The organism is Streptomyces sp. NPDC023157 (assembly GCF_055560575.1).
The window spans coordinates 119368-138902 of record NZ_JBVHIL010000012.1; the positions used below are offsets into that span (position 1 = coordinate 119368).

18 protein-coding genes are annotated in these 19535 nt (G+C 70.6%); 7 read left to right on the top strand and 11 right to left on the bottom strand.

Annotated features, from left to right (window positions below; translation table 11 throughout):
- Positions 1-11: 11 nt before the first annotated feature.
- Positions 12-488 carry a hypothetical protein gene (locus ACZ3ZE_RS34325; RefSeq protein WP_467261827.1) on the bottom strand — a complete coding sequence of 159 codons (477 nt, stop codon included), beginning with the start codon at positions 486-488 and terminating at the stop codon, positions 12-14.
- Positions 489-578: 90 nt separating this feature from the next.
- Here ACZ3ZE_RS34325 and ACZ3ZE_RS34330 point away from each other — a divergent pair, with 90 nt between their 5' ends.
- Together ACZ3ZE_RS34330 and ACZ3ZE_RS34335 are read left to right on the top strand one after the other, a co-directional pair.
- Positions 579-914 (top strand): YnfA family protein, encoded by a 336-nt coding sequence (locus ACZ3ZE_RS34330; protein WP_361626260.1) that lies wholly within the window; start codon positions 579-581, stop codon positions 912-914.
- 64 nt (positions 915-978) lie between these two features.
- Positions 979-1743, top strand: coding sequence for an SDR family NAD(P)-dependent oxidoreductase (locus ACZ3ZE_RS34335; protein ID WP_361171327.1), 765 nt, complete (start codon positions 979-981; stop codon positions 1741-1743).
- A 191-nt stretch (positions 1744-1934) separates the two neighbouring features.
- On the opposite strand, the gene ACZ3ZE_RS34340 is transcribed toward ACZ3ZE_RS34335, so the two are convergent.
- Positions 1935-3128 (bottom strand): RtcB family protein, encoded by a 1194-nt coding sequence (locus tag ACZ3ZE_RS34340; protein ID WP_361171324.1) that lies wholly within the window; start codon positions 3126-3128, stop codon positions 1935-1937.
- Between the two features lie 174 nt (positions 3129-3302).
- On the opposite strand from ACZ3ZE_RS34340, the gene ACZ3ZE_RS34345 reads away from it, so the two are divergent.
- From ACZ3ZE_RS34345 to ACZ3ZE_RS34355, 3 genes are all read left to right on the top strand, one after another.
- A complete protein-coding gene (locus ACZ3ZE_RS34345) occupies positions 3303-4208 on the top strand; it encodes a DUF3558 domain-containing protein (protein WP_361171321.1) in 906 nt (301 codons plus the stop codon).
- 117 nt (positions 4209-4325) lie between these two features.
- Positions 4326-5057, top strand: a complete 732-nt coding sequence (locus ACZ3ZE_RS34350; protein ID WP_361171318.1) for a DUF3558 domain-containing protein — start codon at positions 4326-4328, stop codon at positions 5055-5057.
- Between the two features lie 108 nt (positions 5058-5165).
- A complete protein-coding gene (locus ACZ3ZE_RS34355) occupies positions 5166-6404 on the top strand; it encodes a DUF2637 domain-containing protein (RefSeq protein ID WP_467261829.1) in 1239 nt (412 codons plus the stop codon).
- 175 nt (positions 6405-6579) lie between these two features.
- Here ACZ3ZE_RS34355 and lysS read toward each other — a convergent pair whose 3' ends face one another.
- Positions 6580-8301 carry a lysine--tRNA ligase gene (gene lysS / locus ACZ3ZE_RS34360; RefSeq protein ID WP_363290823.1) on the bottom strand — a complete coding sequence of 574 codons (1722 nt, stop codon included), beginning with the start codon at positions 8299-8301 and terminating at the stop codon, positions 6580-6582.
- A 227-nt stretch (positions 8302-8528) separates the two neighbouring features.
- On the opposite strand from lysS, the gene argS reads away from it, so the two are divergent.
- Entirely contained in the window at positions 8529-10298 is a 1770-nt protein-coding gene (gene argS, locus ACZ3ZE_RS34365; RefSeq protein WP_361171309.1) for an arginine--tRNA ligase, read from the top strand.
- Between the two features lie 28 nt (positions 10299-10326).
- On the opposite strand, the gene ACZ3ZE_RS34370 is transcribed toward argS, so the two are convergent.
- On the bottom strand, positions 10327-11499 hold the full coding sequence (locus ACZ3ZE_RS34370) for a helix-turn-helix domain-containing protein (protein WP_467261831.1): 1173 nt from the start codon (positions 11497-11499) through the stop codon (positions 10327-10329).
- Positions 11500-11818: 319 nt separating this feature from the next.
- On the opposite strand from ACZ3ZE_RS34370, the gene ACZ3ZE_RS34375 reads away from it, so the two are divergent.
- A complete protein-coding gene (locus ACZ3ZE_RS34375) occupies positions 11819-12535 on the top strand; it encodes a DUF4232 domain-containing protein (protein ID WP_467261833.1) in 717 nt (238 codons plus the stop codon).
- Between the two features lie 65 nt (positions 12536-12600).
- Here the strand turns inward: ACZ3ZE_RS34375 and ACZ3ZE_RS34380 are convergent, their stop codons facing one another.
- The 7 genes from ACZ3ZE_RS34380 to ACZ3ZE_RS34410 all read right to left on the bottom strand — a co-directional run bounded on the left by ACZ3ZE_RS34380 (position 12601) and on the right by ACZ3ZE_RS34410 (position 19456).
- The gene (locus tag ACZ3ZE_RS34380) at positions 12601-12873 is read right to left on the bottom strand and encodes a DUF1876 domain-containing protein (protein ID WP_361172096.1); all 273 of its coding nucleotides are present in this window, start codon (positions 12871-12873) and stop codon (positions 12601-12603) included.
- A gap of 37 nt (positions 12874-12910) precedes the next feature.
- Positions 12911-13918, bottom strand: a complete 1008-nt coding sequence (gene hemB / locus ACZ3ZE_RS34385) for a porphobilinogen synthase (RefSeq protein ID WP_361171301.1) — start codon at positions 13916-13918, stop codon at positions 12911-12913.
- 176 nt (positions 13919-14094) lie between these two features.
- Positions 14095-15765, bottom strand: a complete 1671-nt coding sequence (locus tag ACZ3ZE_RS34390) for a bifunctional uroporphyrinogen-III C-methyltransferase/uroporphyrinogen-III synthase (protein WP_361171298.1) — start codon at positions 15763-15765, stop codon at positions 14095-14097.
- On the bottom strand, positions 15762-16748 hold the full coding sequence (gene hemC, locus ACZ3ZE_RS34395; RefSeq protein WP_361171295.1) for a hydroxymethylbilane synthase: 987 nt from the start codon (positions 16746-16748) through the stop codon (positions 15762-15764). The genes ACZ3ZE_RS34390 and hemC overlap by 4 nt, the downstream gene beginning before the upstream one ends.
- Positions 16745-18145 carry a glutamyl-tRNA reductase gene (locus ACZ3ZE_RS34400; RefSeq protein WP_361171292.1) on the bottom strand — a complete coding sequence of 467 codons (1401 nt, stop codon included), beginning with the start codon at positions 18143-18145 and terminating at the stop codon, positions 16745-16747. The genes hemC and ACZ3ZE_RS34400 overlap by 4 nt, the downstream gene beginning before the upstream one ends.
- Positions 18142-18909, bottom strand: coding sequence for a redox-sensing transcriptional repressor Rex (locus tag ACZ3ZE_RS34405; RefSeq protein WP_361626240.1), 768 nt, complete (start codon positions 18907-18909; stop codon positions 18142-18144). The genes ACZ3ZE_RS34400 and ACZ3ZE_RS34405 overlap by 4 nt, the downstream gene beginning before the upstream one ends.
- 271 nt (positions 18910-19180) lie before the next feature.
- Positions 19181-19456 (bottom strand): glutaredoxin family protein, encoded by a 276-nt coding sequence (locus ACZ3ZE_RS34410; RefSeq protein WP_361626238.1) that lies wholly within the window; start codon positions 19454-19456, stop codon positions 19181-19183.
- Positions 19457-19535 lie beyond the last annotated feature (79 nt).

The window sequence follows — 19535 nt, forward strand, 5'->3', positions numbered from 1 at the left end:
CGCGCCCGGCATCAGAAGACGTACGGATCCCCGGTCGCCAGGACGAGCACCCGATGCCGGTCGTTCCGGGGATTCGTGTCGGCGACCCCGTCCCGCCACACCGTGCGGATGTCCACGGTCAGCTCGTCCGGCTGCCCCGCCGTCCGCAGATCGAGCGCCAGCTCACCCGCCGCACCGGCCGCCCGCAGCTCACCGGTGCGGCAGGACACCACCCGGTCACCGCTCCACAGACAGGCCGGCGGCAGCTCCCGGCCGCCCGCCATGGGCTCCGAGAAGGCGAGCTGCACGGTCGCCTGGGAGACGTTCGAGGGCCCGTGGTTCTCACTGACCAGCCACACCCCGAGCCGCCCGTCCCAGAGGGAGACATGCCCATGGTGGGCCAGGTCGGCCTCGGCCTCGGGCCCGACGGCGCGGGCCCCACCCGCCGTACCGGCCGTCAGGGCAGCGGCGAGGGCCGCGCCGAGCAGAGCCTTACGCATCGCACTCATGCCCAGAAGATACCGATAACACCCATATATTCTGACTATCAGTCAGTCGCGTGTCCCACCGCCCCGACAAGCGGATGACACCCTTCCCCCATGCTGATCGCCCGCTCCATCGCCCTGTTCGCCGTCGCCGCCCTCTTCGAGATCGGCGGCGCCTGGCTCGTCTGGCAAGGCATCCGCGAACACCGCGGCTGGATCTGGATCGGCGCCGGAGTCATCGCCCTCGGCATCTACGGCTTCGTGGCCACCCTCCAGCCCGACGCCGAATTCGGCCGCATCCTCGCCGCCTACGGAGGCGTGTTCGTCGCCGGCTCCCTCGCCTGGGGCATGATCGCCGACGGCTACCGCCCCGACCGCTGGGACATCACCGGCGCACTCATCTGCCTCGCCGGCATGGCCGTCATCATGTACGCCCCACGCGGACACTGACCCCACCCCACCTATCCTGGCCGGGCGATCGACCGTAATCGACCACACGCGCGAGGAGCACGTCATGACTGCCGCCGGCACCCCCATCGCCGTCATCACCGGAGCGAGCAGCGGAATCGGCGCCGCCACCGCCCGACAGCTCGCCGCCGCCGGCTACCGCGTGGTCCTCACCGCCCGCCGCAAGGACCGCATCGAAGCCCTCGCCGCCGAGATCAACGAAGCCGGCCACCAGGCCACCGCCTACGCCCTCGACGTCACCGACCGCGCCGCCGTCGACGAATTCGCCACCGCGTTCCGCACCCTCGCCGTCCTCGTCAACAACGCCGGCGGCGCACTCGGCGCCGACCCCGTCGCCACCGGCGACCCCGAGGACTGGCGCCGGATGTACGAAGTCAACGTCATCGGCACCCTCCACATCACCCAGGCCCTGCTCCCCGCCCTCACCGCGAGCGGCGACGGCACGGTCGTCGTCCTCTCCTCCACCGCCGGCCACTCCACCTACGAGGGCGGCGCCGGCTACGTGGCCGCGAAGAACGGCGCCCGCGTCCTCGCCGAGACCCTCCGCCTGGAGATCGTCGGCACCCCGGTCCGCGTCATCGAGATCGCCCCCGGCATGGTCAAGACGGACGAGTTCGCCACGACCCGCTTCCGCGGCGACACGGAGAAGGCCGCCAAGGTCTACGCCGGCGTGGCCGAACCCCTCACGGCGGACGACGTCGCCGACACCATCACCTGGGCCTGCACCCGCCCCCCGCACGTCAACATCGACCTCCTCGTCGTCCGCCCCCGCGCCCAGGCCTCCAACACCAAGGTCCACCGCGAACTCTGACGCCCACCGCCCATCCGTTCGAGTGAACGCCCACAAAACCCTCACGGGGTACGGAACCCGAACCTAGGCTCGACACAACTCGATACAGAACGGCCCTCGGCCGGGACAGCAATCCCGACCGAGGGCCTGACCATCAGGAAGGCGAAAACTTCCCATGGCTGAACACGACCCTAGCGCCCCGACCCTCTTCCTCAACCCTTCACGCAGATGACCTGCTTCAGCTTCGCGACCACCTCGACCAGATCGCGCTGCTGCTCGATGACCTGCTCGATCGGCTTGTAGGCGCCGGGGATCTCGTCCACGACGCCGGAGTCCTTGCGGCACTCCACGCCCCGGGTCTGTTCCTCCAGGTCCCGCGTCGAGAAGTGCCGCTTGGCCGCGCTCCGACTCATCCGGCGGCCCGCGCCGTGCGAGGCCGAGTTGAAGGAGGCGGCGTTGCCCAGTCCCTTCACGATGTACGAACCGGTGCCCATCGAGCCCGGGATGATCCCGAACTCTCCGGAGCCGGCCCGGATCGCGCCCTTGCGGGTGACGAGCATGTCCATGCCCTCGTACCGCTCCTCCGCCACGTAGTTGTGGTGGCAGGAGATGACCGGGTCGAAGGTCACCTTCGCCTTGCGGAACTCGCGGCGGACGACCTCCTGGAACAGGGCCATCATGATCGCGCGGTTGTACTTGGCGTACTCCTGCGCCCAGAACAGGTCGTTGCGGTACGCCGCCATCTGCGGGGTGTCCGCGACGAACACCGCGAGGTCGCGGTCGACCAGGCCCTGGTTGTGCGGCAGCTTCTGCGCCTCGCCGATGTGGTACTCGGCGAGCTCCTTGCCGACGTTCCGGGAACCCGAGTGCAGCATGAGCCACACCGCGCCAGTCGTATCAACACACAGCTCGATGAAATGATTGCCTTGGCCAAGGCTTCCCATCTGCTTCTCGGCCCGCTCCCGCCGGAACTTCACCGAGTCCGCGACCGTGTCGAACCGCGACCACAGCTCCCCGAAGCCCGCCGTCGGGAACTGGAAGAGCCGGCCCGGGTCCACCATCTCGCGGTGCATGCCCCGGCCCACCGGGATCGCCTGCTCGATCTTCGAGCGGAGCCGCGACAGGTCGCCCGGCAGGTCGTTCGCCGTCAGGGACGTCTTGACGGCGGACATGCCGCAGCCGATGTCCACGCCGACCGCCGCCGGGCACACCGCGCCCTGCATCGCGATCACCGAGCCGACCGTCGCACCCTTGCCGTAATGCACGTCCGGCATGACCGCCAGGCCCTTGATCCAGGGCAGGGTGGCCGTGTTCTGAAGCTGTCGCATCGCGCCCTCGTCGACCGACGCCGGGTCGGTCCACAGGCGGATGGGTACCTTCGCGCCCGTTACCTCTACGTACGACATAACTCCTCGATTCCCCCATAAAGTCTGATAGCGCAAAAACCGGAGCACAAGCCCGTACAGGTGACTACGGACCGGCATCAACAGCGGCGCGTGCGATAGACATTGTGTTCATCGCCCCCTGGGGCGCGACAAACGGTTTTCGGGGGATGCCTCCGGGAGAAAGGAGCCTGGATCGTGCAGCGAAAGGCGTACGTGCCCGGCCGGTCCAGGCCCGCGGTGCTCACCGCGGCCGCCCTCGCCCTCGGTCTGGGAATCGGCCTGAGCGGCTGCTCCTCCGGCGCGAAGGCGGACGTCGACGCCGTCGACTCCAAGGCGGGGGCGGCTTCCCCGGCCGTGGCCCCCGGTCGTTACCGCACCCTCTTCGAGCCCTGTGGTGCCGTCCCGCAGGCGACCTTGAAGGATCTGCTCCCGGGGGCCGCCGCGCTGCCGGACGCCGAGCGGGAGCGGGCCTATCGCGGCACGGCGGCCGTCACCTTCGACACCGACCGCCGGGTGGGCTGCGCCTGGAAGGCCGACTCCCCCGAGGCGTCGCACCGGCTCACGCTGGACATCGAGCGGGTGGTCTCGTACGACCCGGCGGTGAGCGATGACGACCGGGCGCAGGAGGTGTTTGTCGGGAAGCAGACGGCGGCGGGTGTGCCGCTCGCGCCGGTGACGCCGAAGACGCCGACGCCGACCGCCACGGCCACCGCTACCGCCACCGGGACCGGGACCGCTACGGCGACCGGGCATCATCCGTCGCAGGCTCCGGGCGGGCACGTCGCCGGGTCGGGTAATCCGCCGGCGGGGCAGGGTGGCGCGACGGGTCCGACGGGTCCTTCCGCGACTCCCACCACGGGTCTGGAGCCGCGTTCCCTGGACGGTCCGGGTGATGTCGCGTTTCTCGACGACGCTCTGTCGACGACGGGTCCGGCGGGTGTGAAGCGGCTCGTGAGCGTGGTGTTCCGCACATCGAACGTGATCGTGACGGTGCAGTACGAGGAGCAGTCGACGGCGTCGGTGGAGGCTCCCGACAGCGGGGAGCTGCAGGAAAAGGCCCGGAATCTGGCTCGTCTGCTCTCGGAGCGGCTGGAGGAGTAGCGGTTCGGACCCGCTCCGTGAGCGGGGTCGGACCACGTAACGTGTCGGCGTACCCCGGCCGCCGGCCGCCCGGTCCGTGTGACGCGCGGGCCTGTACGACAAGCGACTGAAGGAACCATGCAGCGATCCGTCTCGCGACTCTCCCGCGTTCTCGCCTGTGCCGCCGTCCCGGTGATGCTCGTCGCCGCCGGTTGTTCGTCCGGTTCGGATTCCGGTGACAAGGGGTCGGGGTCCTCGGGCCAGGCTTCGTCGTCGGCGTCCGCGTCCGTGAAGCCCACGCCGACGAAGACGGTGGAGGCGGCGAGGTTCGCGAAGCTGCCGGATGTGTGCAAGGCGGTGTCGGCGAAGACGACGGCGAGTCTGGTGCCGAAGGCGAAGGCGAAGAACGGTACGACGGCCGAGTCCAGTGACGCGGCGAGTCGTGGTGGCTGTTCGTGGAACGGTCTTGAGGACAAGGGAGTGAAGGGCTCGCAGTACCGCTGGCTGGACGTGTCCTTCTACCGGTACGAGTCGGATGCGACGCTGGGCAGTGGTCAGGAGCGGGCGGCGGCGAACTATGCCAAGGAGCTGGCCAAGATCCAGGGCACGCAGGGTGCCAAGAAGCTGAAGACGATGACTGCGGGTGGCGTCGGCGACGAGGCGAACACGGTGACGTACGAGCTGCGGAAGACCGATGAGGACTTCACGTACGCGTCGGTGGTGGCGCGTACGGGCAATGTGCTGGTGCTGCTGTCGTACAACGGTGCGGGGTACGCGGGTGCGGATGGTCCGTCGTCGAAGACGGTGACGGATGGTGCGCTGAAGGCGGCCAAGGAGGCTGTCGCGGCGGTCGCGGTGGCCAACAAGTAGTGGTTTGAGCTGGTTTGTGACGGGCCCGTCCCTCCCCCGGGGGTCGGGCCCGTTGTGCGTGTGCCACGCTGTGCCCGCGAGTTGTCGTTTGACGGGAGGGGATCGCGGGTGGCCGCGATGCAGCTGACACGGACGCACCGAATACTGATCGGCATGGTCGTCGCGGGTGCGGTGATCATTGCCGGGATCGGTTTCGCCGGCTCGTACGCCGCTGTGCGCGAGCTCGCCATCAACAAGGGCTTCGGCACCTTCTCGTACTTCTTCCCCATCGGCATCGATGCCGGCATCTGTGTGCTGCTGGCGCTGGATCTGCTGCTGACGTGGATGCGGATCCCGTTCCCGCTGTTGCGGCAGACGGCGTGGCTGCTGACGGCGGCGACGATCGCGTTCAACGGTGCGGCGGCGTGGCCGGATCCGCTGGGTGTGGGTATGCACGCGGTGATTCCGGTGCTGTTCGTGGTGGCGGTCGAGGCGGCGCGGCACGCGGTGGGCCGGATCGCGGACATCACGGCCGACAAGCACATGGAGGGTGTGCGGCTGACGCGGTGGCTGTTGTCGCCGGTGCCGACGTTCCGGTTGTGGCGGCGGATGAAGCTGTGGGAGCTGCGGTCGTACGAGCAGGTGATCAAGCTGGAGCAGGACCGGCTGATCTATCAGGCGCGGCTTCAGGCGCGGTTCGGGCGGGCGTGGCGGCGTAAGGCGCCGGTGGAGGCGTTGATGCCGTTGCGTCTGGCGAAGTACGGGGTGCCGTTGGCGGAGACGGCGGCGGCGGGTCTGGCGGCTGCGGGTGTGGAGCCGGTGTTGTTGCCGCCGGCGCCGGTTCAGCAGGTGCAGGCGGTGCAGGGGGTGCAGTCTCAGCAGCAGCCGGAGTTGGCGCAGGCGCAGGTGTTGGCGTCCGCGCCGCCGGCGCCGCAGCCGCAGCCGCAGCCGCAGCCGGTGGGGGGTGCCGCGGCGTCGCAGGAGAGCCAGTGGTTCGCGGCTCAGGTGTCGCCGGAGACGTATCAGGGTTCGTACAACCCGCAGATCGTGGAGGGTCTTGAGCCGACTCCGGTGCCGATTCCGCAGGGTCCGGAGGATGTTCCTCCGTCGGGTCCCGAGGAGTTCGAGGAGTACTCGGAGTTCGTGGACGAGGAGCCTTCGGGGGACGCGTTCGCGGAGTCGGCGTACAAGGCGATGTGGGACTACCTGGAGGAGAACCAGGAGTTCCCGACGTCGGAGCAGCTCGATATAAGGCTGAGTGACATGTACGGGATCACGCATCCGCGGAGTGCGTCGATCCTGCGGGAGCTGACGCCGCAGCTGCGGCACCGGATCGAGCAGGAATGGGCGGAGACCCACACGCCGTAGGTGCCACACGCCGTAGGGCGCCCGCCCACCCTCGTGTCAGGCCGTCTTGGCCTTTCTCTTCTCGTTCTCGCCAAGGATGCAGAAGGCACGGAGAAGGCACACGGAAAGCCCGGAGAACACGGAAGGCCGTCGCCCGCGGTGCGGGTGACGGCCTTCCGGTGTGCCGGGGTGCCGGTTACGCGCCGAGCAGCTTGCGCACCCGGTCCGCGCCGACGGCGAGGAGGAGGGTGGGCAGGCGGGGGCCGGTCTCGCGGCTGACGAGCAGCTTGTAGAGCAGCGCGAAGAAGGTGCGCTGGGCCAGCTTGAGCTCGGGGGTGGGCTTGGCTTCGGGGGTGAGGCCTGCCATGACCTTGGGGACGCCGTAGACGAGGGTGGTGAGGCCGTCGAGGGACCAGTGGCTGTCGAGGCCCTCCAGGAGGAGGCGGAGCGACTCGCGGCCTTCGTCGTCCAGAGTGCCGAGGAGCTCGGTGTCGGGCTCGGCGCGGACGATGGTTCGCTGGTCGGCGGGGACCTGGGTGGTGATCCAGTTCTCCGCGCGGTCGAGGCGGGGGCGGACCTCGTCGAGGGTGGTGACCGGGTTCTCCGGGTCGAGCTCGGCGAGGATGCGCAGGGTCTGCTCGTCGTGGCCGGCGGTGATGTCCATGACGGAGGCGAGCGTCCGGTACGGGAGCGGCCGGGGGGTGCGCGGGAGTTCTCCGGCGGCGGTGCGGGCGGCGCGGGTGTGGGCGGCGGCGTCGGCGGGGAGGGCGGTACCGTCGGCGACCTTGGCCTCCAGCTTGTCCCACTCGTCGTAGAGGCGCTGGATCTCCTGGTCGAAGGCGATCTTGAAGGACTGGTTGGGCTTGCGGCGGGCGTAGAGCCAGCGGAGGATCTGCGGCTCCATGATCTCCAGGGCGTCGGCGGGCGTGGGGACGCCGCCGCGGGAGGAGGACATCTTGGCCATGCCGCTGATGCCGACGAAGGCGTACATGGGGCCGATGGGCTGGACGCCGTCGAAGATGGTGACGATCTGGCCGCCGACCTGGAAGGAGGAGCCGGGCGAGGAGTGGTCGACGCCGGAGGGCTCGAAGATGACGCCTTCGTAGGCCCAGCGCATGGGCCAGTCGACCTTCCAGACCAGCTTGCCGCGGTTGAACTCGCTGAGCTTGACGGTCTCGGCGTGGCCGCAGGAGGTGCAGGTGTAGGCGAGCTCGGTGGTCTCGTCGTCGTACGAGGTGACGGTGGTGAGGTCCTTCTCGCAGCGGCCGCAGTAGGGCTTGTACGGGAAGTAGCCGGCGCCGGAGCCGGAGCCGTCGTCCTCGCCGGCGGCGCCGGAGCCTTCTGCGGCTTCGACCTCGGCCTCGTCGAGGGGCTTCTGGGACTGCTTCTTCGGGGCCTTCTTCGTCCGGTACTGGTCGAGGATGGCGTCGATGTCGCCGCGGTGCTTCATGGCGTGCAGGATCTGCTCGCGGTAGACGCCCGAGGTGTACTGCTCGGTCTGGCTGATGGGGTCGTAGTCGACGCCCAGCTCGGCGAGGGCTTCGACCATGGCGGCCTTGAAGTGCTCGGCCCAGTTGGCGTGGGGGGAGCCGGCGGGGGCGGGGACGGAGGTCAGCGGCTTGCCGATGTGCTCGGCCCACGACTCGTCGATGCCCGCGACGCCGTTGGGCACCTTGCGGTAGCGGTCGTAGTCGTCCCAGGAGATGAGGTGGCGGACCTCGTGGCCGCGGCGGCGGACCTCGTCGGCGACCAGGTGCGGGGTCATGACCTCGCGGAGGTTGCCGAGGTGGATGGGGCCGGAGGGGGAGAGGCCGGAGGCGACGACGACCGGTTTGCCAGGCGCACGTCGCTCCGACTCGGCGATGACCTCGTCCGCGAAACGGGAGACCCAGTCGGTCTCTGTGCTGCTCTGAGCCACGGTCGGTACGTCCTTCTTCCTGGTGTCCCTGATGCCTTGCGCGGCCTCGTGGCCTCGCGGCGTTGCTTCCGTCATTGTCCCAGACGGAACGGCGCACTCCGAGGTTGTCCACAGGCTGGTGTTTTGTCCACAGGCGGAGAAAACACGTTGCCGCCCCATGGGACACTTGACAAGCGAAATAGACCACCGGGCCCTGCCCGGACATCCCCCTACAGGAACGGAAGCTCATGGCCTCGGTCCCTTCCCTCGCTTCGACCGTGCAGCAGCGCCTCGCGGACGGCCTCTCGGCAGCCCTGCCGGACGCCGGGTCCGCCGACCCGCTGCTGCGACGAAGCGACCGGGCCGACTTCCAGGCCAACGGCATCCTGGCGCTGGCGAAGCGGCTGAAGGGCAATCCGCGTGAGCTGGCGACGCAGGTCGTCGCGGCGATCCCGGAGAACGACGTGCTGAAGGAGATCGAGGTCTCGGGCCCCGGCTTCCTGAACATCACGGTGACCGACGAGGCGATCGTGCGGACGCTGGCCGCCCGTGCGGCGGACGCCCGGCTGGGTGTGCCGTTCAACCCGTCGGCGGGCACGACGGTGATCGACTACGCGCAGCCGAACGTGGCGAAGGAGATGCACGTCGGGCATCTGCGGTCGGCGGTGATCGGCGCGGCGATGGTCGAGATCCTGGAGTTCACGGGTGAGACGGTGGTGCGGCGTCACCACATCGGCGACTGGGGCACCCAGTTCGGCATGCTCATCCAGTTCCTGATCGAGCACCCGCACGAGCTGGACCACAAGGTCGACGGTGAGGGCGTGGAGGTCTCCGGCGAGGAGGCCATGTCGAATCTGAACCGGCTGTACAAGGCTTCTCGTGCGCTGTTCGACTCCGATGAGGAGTTCAAGGCGCGGGCCCGTGCGCGGGTGGTGGACCTGCAGGCGGGTGACGAGGAGACGCTGGCGCTGTGGCAGCGGTTCGTCGACGAGTCGAAGATCTACTTCTACTCGGTCTTCGACAAGCTGGACATGGACATCCGTGACGTCGACGTGGTCGGCGAGTCCGGGTACAACGACATGCTGCAGGAGACGTGCCGGCTCCTGGAGGAGTCGGGTGTCGCGGTGCGTTCCGAGGGCGCGCTGTGCGTGTTCTTCGACGATGTGAAGGGTCCGGACGGCAACCCGACGCCGCTGATCGTGCAGAAGTCCGACGGTGGCTTCGGCTACGCGGCGACGGACCTGTCGGCGATCCGTGACCGGGTGGGCAACCTGAAGGCGTCGACGCTGCTGTATGTGGTGGACGCCCGTCAGTCGCTCCACTTCAAGATGGTCTTCGAGACGGCTCGCCGGGCGGGCTGGCTGAACGACGAGGTGAAGGCCGTCCAGCTGGCGTTCGGCACGGTGCTCGGCAAGGACGGCAAGCCGTTCAAGACCCGTGAGGGCGAGACGGTGCGTCTGGTGGATCTGCTGGACGAGGCGATCGACCGTGCGTCGGCCGTGGTCCGCGAGAAGGCCCAGGACCTGTCGGAGGCGGAGATCGCCGAGCGGGGTGCCCAGGTGGGCATCGGCGCGGTGAAGTACGCGGACCTGTCGACGTCGGCGGGGCGTGACTACAAGTTCGACCTGGACCAGATGGTGTCGCTGAACGGCGACACGTCGGTGTATCTGCAGTACGCGTACGCGCGTATCCAGTCGATCCTGCGGAAGGCGGGGGACGCGAAGCCGGCCGCCCACCCGGAGCTGGCGCTGGCGGCCTCGGAGCGTGCGCTGGGTCTGCACCTGGACACGTTCGGCGAGCTGGTCCAGGAGTCGGCGGTGGAGTACGCGCCGCACAAGCTGGCGGCGTATCTGTACCAGCTGGCGTCGCAGTACACGACGTTCTACTCGGAGTGCCCGGTCCTGAAGGCGGACACCCCGGAGCAGGTGGAGAACCGTCTGTTCCTGTGTGACCTGACCGCGCGCACGCTGCACCAGGGCATGGCGCTGCTGGGCATCCGGACCCCCGAGCGCCTCTGACGCGACGGCCCGACGGGGGCCCTGGTCTCTACTGTGTGAACCAGGTCCCCTTGTCGGGCCAGTAGCCGTACGTGGGGCGTCCCTCGATGGCGGTGGTGCGGAACAGGTGCCCGCCGTCGTCGACGCGTACCGTCCCGTGCTCCTTGCCGCTGCTCCAGGCGAGCTCCAGGTACCACGAGGCGACGTACTGCTCGGTGTGCACGTCCAGGTTGAGGACCTGGGGGTCGCCGGTGGAGACCTTGTACGGGAAGTTCTTCGCCGGCACCACGCGGTCGCCGTCCTGTCCGGCGACGGGCTTCAGGTAGGGGCGGGGGGCGTCGAGGTCGGCGTCGAAGGTCTGCGGGACGATCCCGCTGCCGCAGCCGTCGCCCATCGAGTACACCGACCCGTCCAGCGGCTTGGCGCGTTCGGTGACCCGTACGTGGAGCGCGGTGAGGACGACGGGTGCCTGGGTGCGGCCGGTGACGGTGAGCTGGATCCGCAGGTGCCCTCCGTCGATCCCGCCGAGCGCGCGGGCCCAGCCACGGGTGTCCTGGGGCGTGGGCGGCGGCGGGACGTGCGCGGGCTGCTGGTCGAGCACGTAGTACTGGCCGCAGGGCTCTTCCCAGTTGTACGAGCTGATGCCGACGCTCAGGGGCGCGGGCGGGCCCGCGTCGGCCCCGGCGGCTCCGGCCTTGTTGTCGTCGGAGCGCCCGACGACGTACGCGGCGGGGACGACGAGTCCGACGACCGCGGCGGCGGCGAGCAGGGTGACGAGCCGCTTGCGTGACCGTGAGGCGTCGGCGTCGGCGAGGGGCGCCAGAGCCACTGCCCTGGGCCCGGCTTCCACGACGGCCTCGGTCGTGGCCACCTCACCTGCGTCGGCTCCCGCCAGGGTCCCCGCCGTATCCCCCGCCGTGTCCTCCGGCTCGGCCCCCGCCTCACCGCCCGGCTCCGGGTCCGGCTCCGCCTTCCCCCGTCGCCGCGCCTCGTCCGCGAGGATCCAGGCCCGGTGCAGCTCGACGAGCTCCTCGCGGGTGGCCCCGCACAGCCGCCCGAGCCGTTCGACGGGGGCGAACTCCGTCGGTACCGCGTCCCCGTTGCAGTACCGGTGGAGGGTGGAGGTGCTGACATGGAGCCGTTTCGCCAGCGTGCCGTAACTGAGTCCGGACCGTTCCTTCAGCCCGCGCATCAGCTCCGCGAAGCCGTCCGCCGCCTCCATCAGTCTCTCCCCGCGTCCCGGGAACGCGTTCCAGGGGAGAGTCATTTCCCCAGGTCACAGTGGGTGTGAGCGTTCCAGCGTCCCCCATTGTCCCGTGCCGATTGCGGGTGGATCACCTCACCCCGCAGGGTTTGAGCCATGCCGAACAGCAGCGTCACCGACGTCTTGGCCGTCGCGGTGCTGATCGCCTGCACGGCGGTCGTGATCGCTCTCCTGACCCCTCACTGACGGCACCACGCACCGCACCACCCACGCACGCACCACCGACCGACGCACCACCTGCCGACGCACCACCCATCGACCTCACGGGGAACCCACCATGCGCACCATCGCCCGCCGTCTCACCCTGCCCGCCACCGCCCTCATGGCGGCGCTCGCCCTGACCGCCTGCCAGTCGGACGGGAGCAAGGCGACCGCGGACCCGGCCCCGGTCACGCCGGCGGCGAACGCCTCGGGGCACACGACCGCCCCGGCCGGGCAGCCGTCCGAGCAGCAGTCCGGGCAGCCGTCCGGGACCCCGGCCGCGGAGCCCACCGCGTCGAAGCAGGTGTCGAAGCCGGCGCCGCAGTCCACCGGGAAGCCCGCGCCGAAGCCGTCCGCGAAGCCCCACAAGCCGTCCTCGGACACCGCCGTCACGGCCACCTGCACGGCGGCGAACACGAAGATCGTGGCGAGCAAGGTCAGCCGCCCCATCAACCACCTGGTGCTGACCGTCACCAACGTGGGCAGCCGCCCCTGCAACGCCCTGAACGCGCCCTCCGTGGGCTTCGACGACCCCCAGTCGGCGATCAGGGTCGTGGAGGACAGCAAGCCGCAGGCGGTGGTGACGCTGATGCCCGGAGAGTCGGGCTACGCCTCGCTGATCCTGACGGGCGAGCCGGGTTCCGACACCCACGGCCGCACCATCCGCACGATCAAGGTGTACCTGACCCCGGAGAGCGGTACGACGGTGACGGCGCCGAGCGGCACGTTCGCCGACGACGGCGCCGCCGTGTCGTACTGGCAGCGCACCTTGGAAGACGCGCTCACGTACTGAGACCCGCGAACGACCCCAGAGATCGCCCAGCGGTCGACCTCAGAGGTCGACCTCAACGGTCGGCCTCACCGGTTGATCGGATGGGAGGCCCGCCCCGAGGCGTCGTCGATCTCGGTGTGGGCCTTCTGCAGCAGCTGCGAGGCGAGGTCCATGAGGGCGCGGGCGCCGGCGATCTCCTCGCCGACCCGTAGCTGATCCGGGTCGGAGGGGTGCCGGCTGGCGTTGCCGTGGGCGCGGAACTCGGTGCCGTCGCCGAGCCGCACCATCGCCGCCGCCCGCGTCCGGTCACCCTCCTCCTGGAACTCCATCTCGACGTGCCACCCGACAAGCGTGTTCATCATGAGGACCACCTCCGGCGGGATACCTGTCGGCTACCTATCCAGAGTGCGCCGCCCCCAGCTTCTGCGCGACCTCCGTCGCCCAGTACGTGAGGATCATCTTCGCGCCGGCCCGGCGGATACCGGTCAGGGTCTCGAAGATCGCCTTGTCGCGGTCGATCCAGCCCTTCTCGGCGGCGGCCTCGACCATCGCGTACTCACCGCTGATCTGGTAGGCGGCGACGGGCACGTCGACGGACTCGGCGACCTTGGCGAGGACGTCCAGGTAGGGCCCGGCGGGCTTCACCATGACCATGTCCGCGCCCTCCGCCAGGTCGAGGGCGAGCTCGCGCATCGACTCGCGCAGGTTGGCGGGGTCCTGCTGGTACGTCTTGCGGTCACCGCTGAGCGAGGAGGCGACGGCCTCGCGGAAGGGGCCGTAGAAGGCGGAGGAGTACTTGGCGGTGTACGCCAGGATCGACACGTCCTCCTTGCCGATGGTGTCGAGGGCGTCGCGGATGACGCCGACCTGGCCGTCCATCATCCCGGAGGGGCCGACGACGTGGACGCCGGCGTCGGCCTGGACCTGGGCCATCTCGGCGTACCGCTCCAGGGTGGCGTCGTTGTCGACGCGCCCGTCGGCGTCGAGGACGCCGCAGTGGCCGTGGTCGGTGTACTCGTCGAGGCACAGGTCGGACATGATCACGAGCTCGTCGCCCACCTCGGCCCGCACGTCGCGGATGGCGACCTGGAGGATGCCGTCGGGGTCGGTGCCCGCCGTGCCGGCGGCGTCCTTCTTCGCGTCCTCGGGCACGCCGAACAGCATGATCCCGGAGACGCCGGCCGTGACGGCCTCGACGGCGGCCTTGCGCAGCGTGTCCCGCGAGTGCTGGACGACGCCGGGCATGGCGGCGATCGGCACGGGCTCGGTGACGCCCTCCCGCACGAAGGCGGGCAGGATCAGATCGGCCGGATGCAGCCTCGTCTCGGCCACCATCCGCCGCATGACGGGAGTCGTCCGCAGCCGGCGCGGACGCGCCCCGGGAAAGGATCCATACGCATTCATGCCCCCGAGGCTACGCCCGCCCGCCCGGCGCACTTACCGACACGATGTTGCCGTGCGTACGCGCAGGGGCACGGGTCCGCGCAGGGGGGCGCCGTCCGTACGCGAAAGGGCGCCGATACGCGAAAGGGGCGCGGGTCCCTCAGGACCCGCGCCCCTTTCGTCCGTGTCAGCTCACGTCACGTCGTGCGGCGGCGCCGTGCTCCGGGCCGTCGCTCGCTCGGCCGGGTCACCGGGTCCCCGGCCTCCAGGGCCGCCGCCCGGCGGCGCAGGCCGAAGTCGGCGAGGGCCTCGGCCAGCTTGTGGACGGAGGGCTCGGGCGACAGGACGTCGACGCGGAGGCCGTGCTCCTCGGCCGTCTTGGCGGTCGCCGGGCCGATGCAGGCGATCACGGTGACGTTGTGCGGCTTGCCGGCGATGCCGACGAGGTTCCGCACGGTCGACGAGGAGGTGAAGAGCACGGCGTCGAAGCCGCCGCCCTTGATCGCCTCGCGGGTGTCCGCCGGCGGCGGCGAGGCCCGTACGGTCCGGTAGGCGGTGACGTCGTCGACCTCCCAGCCGAGCTCGATGAGCCCGGCGACGAGGGTCTCGGTCGCGATGTCGGCGCGCGGCAGGAAGACGCGGTCGATCGGGTCGAAGACCGGGTCGTAGGGCGGCCAGTCCTCCAGGAGGCCGGCGGCGGACTGCTCGCCGCTGGGCACCAGATCGGGCTTGACGCCGAAGTCGACGAGGGCGGCGGCGGTCTGCTCGCCGACCGCGGCGACCTTGATGCCGGCGAAGGCGCGGGCGTCGAGCCCGTACTCCTCGAACTTCTCCCGGACGGCCTTGACGGCGTTGACCGAGGTGAAGGCGATCCACTCGTAGCGGCCCGTGACCAGGCCCTTGACCGCCCGCTCCATCTGCTGCGGGGTGCGCGGCGGCTCGACGGCGATGGTCGGCACCTCGTGCGGCACCGCGCCGTAGGAACGCAGCTGGTCGGAGAGCGACGCGGCCTGCTCCTTGGTGCGCGGCACGAGGACCCGCCAGCCGAAGAGCGGCTTGGACTCGAACCACGACAGCTGGTCGCGCTGTGCGGCGGCGCTGCGCTCGCCGACCACGGCTATCGCCGGCCGGTGGCCCTCGGGCGAGGGGAGCACCTTGCCCTGCTTGAAGACCTGGGCGATGGTGCCGAGCGTGGCGTTCCAGGTGCGCTGGCGGGTGGTGGTGCCGCCGATGGTGACGGTGAGGGGGGTGTCCGGCTTACGGCCTGCCGCCACCAGTTCACCGGCGGCCGCGGCCACCGAGTCGAGGGTCGTGGAGACGACGACGGTGCCGTCGGAGGCGCCGACCTCGGCCCAGCAGCGGTCGTCGGCGGTGCGGGCGTCGACGAAGCGGACGTCGGTGCCCTGCGCGTCGCGCAGCGGGACGCCGGCGTAGGCGGGGACGCCGACGGCGGTGGCGACGCCGGGCACGACCTCGAAGGCGATGCCCTCGGCGGCGCAGGCGAGCATCTCCTGACCTGCGTTTCCGTCGAGGCCGGGGTCGCCGGTCACCGCACGGACGACCCGCTTGCCGCCCCGTGCGGCCTCCATGACAAGATTGGTCGCATCCCTCAACACGGGGACACCGACGGTTGTTGACGCGTCGTCAATGACCGTCAGCTCAGGCGTGCTCACGCCCGCGCGGGCATGGCCGCGGACGACTTCGAGCACCTCCGGCTCGGCGATCAGGACGTCCGCGCCGGCCAGGGCTTCGACGGCCCGGAGCGTCAGCAGTCCGGGGTCGCCCGGGCCTGCGCCGAGGAAGGTGACGTGACCGTGGCCGAAGACGGCGGCGGACGCGGGGCTGGTGGTCGGGCTGGTGGGGCTCAAAGTGCTCGCTCCCCCATAAGACCGGCCGCACCCTTGGCGAGCATCTCGTCCGCGAGTTCGCGTCCGAGTGCCACCGCCTCGTCGTGCGAGGTGGGTACGGGACCGGTGGTGGACAGCTGCACCAGCGTCGAGCCGTCGGTGGTGCCGACGACGCCGCGCAGGCGCATTTCGGTGACAACCTGCCCGTGACCGGGGTCGTCGGCCAGCAGGTCGGCCAGCGCACCCACAGGTGCGGAGCAGCCGGCCTCCAGGGCGGCGAGCAGGGATCGCTCGGCGGTCACGGCGGCCCGGGTGAACGGGTCGTCGAGCTCGGCGAGCGCGGCGACGAGCGCGGCGTCGGACGCCAGGCACTCGACCGCCAGGGCCCCCTGGCCGGGGGCGGGCAGGACCGAGTCGACCGACAGGTGGTCGAGCGACAGGGAGCCGGTGAGCTCCTCGGTTCCGCCGATGCGGTTGAGTCCGGCCGCGGCGAGTACCACCGCGTCCAGTTCTCCGCTGCGTACGTAGCCGACGCGGGTGTCGATGTTGCCCCGGATCGGCACGGTCTCGATGGTCAGGCCGTGGCTGCGCGCGTACGCGTTGAGCTGGGCCATGCGGCGCGGGGAGCCGGTGCCGACGCGGGCGCCCGCGGGCAGCCGGTCGAGGGTGGTCCCGGGGCCGGCGACGAGGACGTCGCGCGGGTCCTCGCGCTGGGGGATCGCGGCCAGCACCAGGTCGGGGTGCTGGGCGGTCGGCAGGTCCTTGAGGGAGTGCACGGCGAAGTCGACCTCGCCGGCGAGCAGCGCGTCGCGCAGGGCGGCGACGAAGACGCCGGTGCCGCCGATCTGCGCGAGGTGCTCGCGGGAGGTGTCCCCGTACGTCGTGATCTCCACGAGTTCGACGGGTCGGCCGGTCGCCTGCCGGACGGCGTCGGCCACATGTCCGGACTGGGCCATGGCCAGCTTGCTGCGCCTGGTCCCGAGCCTCAGTGCCCTCTCGGTCATACTCGCCCTCGGTTCTTGACGTCGCCGTCGTTCAGGTCGGCCCGGCTGACAGAGGCAACCGTCTCCGGGTCGAGGTCGAAGAGTGTCCGCAGTGCGTCCGCGTACCCGGCGCCGCCGGGCTCGCTGGCGAGCTGCTTGACGCGCACGGTCGGCGCGTGCAGGAGCTTGTCGACCACGCGGCGTACGGTCTGCGTGATCTCGGCGCGCTGCTTGTCGTCGAGGTCGGGCAGCCGGCCTTCGAGGCGGGCCACCTCGCCGGCGACCACGTCGGCGGCCATGGCGCGCAGGGCGACCACGGTCGGCGTGATGTGCGCGGCGCGCTGGGCGGCGCCGAAGGCGGCGACCTCGTCGGACACGATGGTGCGCACCTGGTCGACGTCGGCGGCCATGGGCGCGTCGGCGGAGGCCTCGGCCAGGGACTCGATGTCGACGAGGCGGGCGCCCGGCATGCGGTGGGCGGCGGCGTCGATGTCGCGGGGCATGGCGAGGTCGAGCAGGTGGAGGGGCTCGGTGCGGCCCTGGGTGGCGGCCTCGATCTCGTCGCCGGTGAGGACGAGGCCGGTGGCGCCGGTGCAGGAGACGACGATGTCGGCACGTGTCAGTTCGTCGCCGACGGCAACCATTTCGACTGCGCGCGCGGCCACACCGGTACCACCGGGCTCGGTGAGGATCTCCACGAGCCGGTCGGCGCGGGCGGCCGTGCGGTTGGCGATGACGATCTCGGCGACACCGGCGCGGGCCAGGGTCGCGGCGGCGAGCGAGGACATCGAGCCGGCGCCGATGACCAGGGCGCGCTTGCCCCGGGCCCAGGCGTTCACGGCGGTGGTGTGCGCGGTGTCGGTGCCCGCGGTGCCTGCGGTGCCGTCGGTGCCTGCGACGAGCCGCTGGAGGCCGAAGGTGACCAGCGACTGTCCGGCCCGGTCGATGCCGGTCTCGCTGTGGGCCCGCTTGCCGACCCGCAGGGCCTGCTGGAACAGGTCGTTCAGGAGGCGGCCGGCGGTGTGCAGGTCCTGGCCGACGGCGAGGGCGTCCTTGATCTGGCCGAGGATCTGGCCCTCGCCGACGACCATGGAGTCCAGGCCGCAGGCCACCGAGAAGAGGTGGTGGACGGCCCGGTCCTCGTAGTGCACGTAGAGATAGGGGGTGAGCTCTTCGAGGCCGACGCCGCTGTGCTGGGCGAGCAGCGTGGACAGCTCGGCGACACCGGCGTGGAACTTGTCCACGTCGGCGTAGAGCTCGATGCGGTTGCAGGTGGCCAGGACGGCGCCCTCGGCGGCCGGTTCGGCGGCGAGGGTGTCGTGCAGCAGCTTGGCGCGGGCGTCAGCGGAGAGGGAGGCCCGCTCCAGGACGCTGACGGGGGCGCTGCGGTGGCTGAGACCGACGACGAGGAGGCTCATGCCGGCATCACGGCGGGCATGTCCCCGTCAGGTCCCTTGCGCTCGTTCTCGTCCGTGCCGCGACCGGCCGGCGGCACGGTGGCGGTGTCGGCGCCCGGCTCCTCGCCGGCCTTGCGCTGCTCGTGGAAGGCGAGGATCTGCAGCTCGATGGAGAGGTCGACCTTGCGCACGTCCACACCGTCGGGCACGGACAGCACGGTCGGGGCGAAGTTCAGGATGGAGGTGACACCGGCGGCCACGAGGCGGTCGCAGACCACCTGGGCGACGCCGGCCGGGGTCGCGATGACGCCGATGGAGACGCCGTCCTCGCTGACGATCTTCTCCAGGTCGTCGGTGTGCTGGACGGGGATCCCGGCGACCGGCTTGCCGGTCATGGCGGGGTCGGCGTCGATCAGGGCGGCGACCCGGAAGCCACGGGAGGCGAAGCCGCCGTAGCCGGCGAGCGCGGCGCCGAGGTTACCGATACCGACGATCACGACGGGCCAGTCCTGGGTCAGGCCGAGTTCGCGGGAGATCTGGTACACGAGGTACTCGACGTCGTAGCCGACGCCGCGCGTCCCGTACGAGCCGAGGTAGCTGAAGTCCTTGCGCAGCTTCGCGGAGTTGACCCCCGCGGCGGCCGCGAGCTCTTCGGAGGAGACCGTGGGTACGGAGCGCTCCGACAGCGCCGTGAGGGCACGCAGATACAGCGGAAGGCGGGCGACGGTGGCCTCGGGAATTCCTCGGCTACGGGTCGCCGGTCGGTGAGTTCGGCCAGTTGCCACGGTGCTCCTGCGGGATGAGCGGGGCTGCAGGCGGCCGTGTGTCCCAGGACCGCCCCGTCGAATGCAGGCTATGTCTTTGTGAACGCGTGCACAAAGATGGTGTCCGTTTTGTCTGGCCAAAGTGACCGGGGTCACGCGGCCGGTTCGCGACGGTACGGAACCGCGGACGGCGTCAGAGCGTTGAGAACCCGAAGGGGGCAAAGCCGCACACTCTCCTCACGACGCCGCCCCCAAACCCAACAAATCGTCCATGATGGTAGCCGTCTTTCGGTCACGCACCCAGTTCGCGCCGGAGCCGCCCGGCGTCCACCCGCCAGAACGTGTGCTGTTCGCCGTCGACCAGGACCACGGGGATCTGCTCCCAGTACGCCCGGTGGAGCTCCTCGTCGAGGGTGATGTCCTTCTCCTCCCAGAGTGCGCCCGTCTCGGCGCAGACGGACTCGACCACCGCCCTGGCGTCGTCGCACAGATGACATCCCGGCTTCCCGATCAGCGTCACCGTGCGCGGGCCGGCCTTCTTCTTCGTACGTCCGAACATGACGCCCATTCTGCGCGGCCCGCACGGCCCGGGTCACACCCGCGGCGCCCAGAGTTCACACCACGGCATCCTCACAAGTCGGGAAGTA

What these genes read in the sequence shown, in the direction of transcription:
- ACZ3ZE_RS34340 (WP_361171324.1), bottom strand. Translation starts at nt 3,128, where the DNA reads ATGTCGTACGTAGAGGTAACGGGCGCGAAGGTACCCATCCGCCTGTGG.
- ACZ3ZE_RS34380 (WP_361172096.1), bottom strand. Translation starts at nt 12,873, where the DNA reads ATGAACACGCTTGTCGGGTGGCACGTCGAGATGGAGTTCCAGGAGGAG.
- ACZ3ZE_RS34370 (WP_467261831.1), bottom strand. Translation starts at nt 11,499, where the DNA reads ATGGAGGCGGCGGACGGCTTCGCGGAGCTGATGCGCGGGCTGAAGGAA.
- ACZ3ZE_RS34325 (WP_467261827.1), bottom strand. Translation starts at nt 488, where the DNA reads ATGAGTGCGATGCGTAAGGCTCTGCTCGGCGCGGCCCTCGCCGCTGCC.
- ACZ3ZE_RS34410 (WP_361626238.1), bottom strand. Translation starts at nt 19,456, where the DNA reads ATGGGCGTCATGTTCGGACGTACGAAGAAGAAGGCCGGCCCGCGCACG.
- ACZ3ZE_RS34330 (WP_361626260.1), top strand. Translation starts at nt 579, where the DNA reads ATGCTGATCGCCCGCTCCATCGCCCTGTTCGCCGTCGCCGCCCTCTTC.
- hemB (WP_361171301.1), bottom strand. Translation starts at nt 13,918, where the DNA reads ATGAATGCGTATGGATCCTTTCCCGGGGCGCGTCCGCGCCGGCTGCGG.
- hemC (WP_361171295.1), bottom strand. Translation starts at nt 16,748, where the DNA reads ATGACCGAGAGGGCACTGAGGCTCGGGACCAGGCGCAGCAAGCTGGCC.
- argS (WP_361171309.1), top strand. Translation starts at nt 8,529, where the DNA reads ATGGCCTCGGTCCCTTCCCTCGCTTCGACCGTGCAGCAGCGCCTCGCG.
- ACZ3ZE_RS34400 (WP_361171292.1), bottom strand. Translation starts at nt 18,145, where the DNA reads ATGAGCCTCCTCGTCGTCGGTCTCAGCCACCGCAGCGCCCCCGTCAGC.
- ACZ3ZE_RS34375 (WP_467261833.1), top strand. Translation starts at nt 11,819, where the DNA reads ATGCGCACCATCGCCCGCCGTCTCACCCTGCCCGCCACCGCCCTCATG.
- ACZ3ZE_RS34335 (WP_361171327.1), top strand. Translation starts at nt 979, where the DNA reads ATGACTGCCGCCGGCACCCCCATCGCCGTCATCACCGGAGCGAGCAGC.
- ACZ3ZE_RS34350 (WP_361171318.1), top strand. Translation starts at nt 4,326, where the DNA reads ATGCAGCGATCCGTCTCGCGACTCTCCCGCGTTCTCGCCTGTGCCGCC.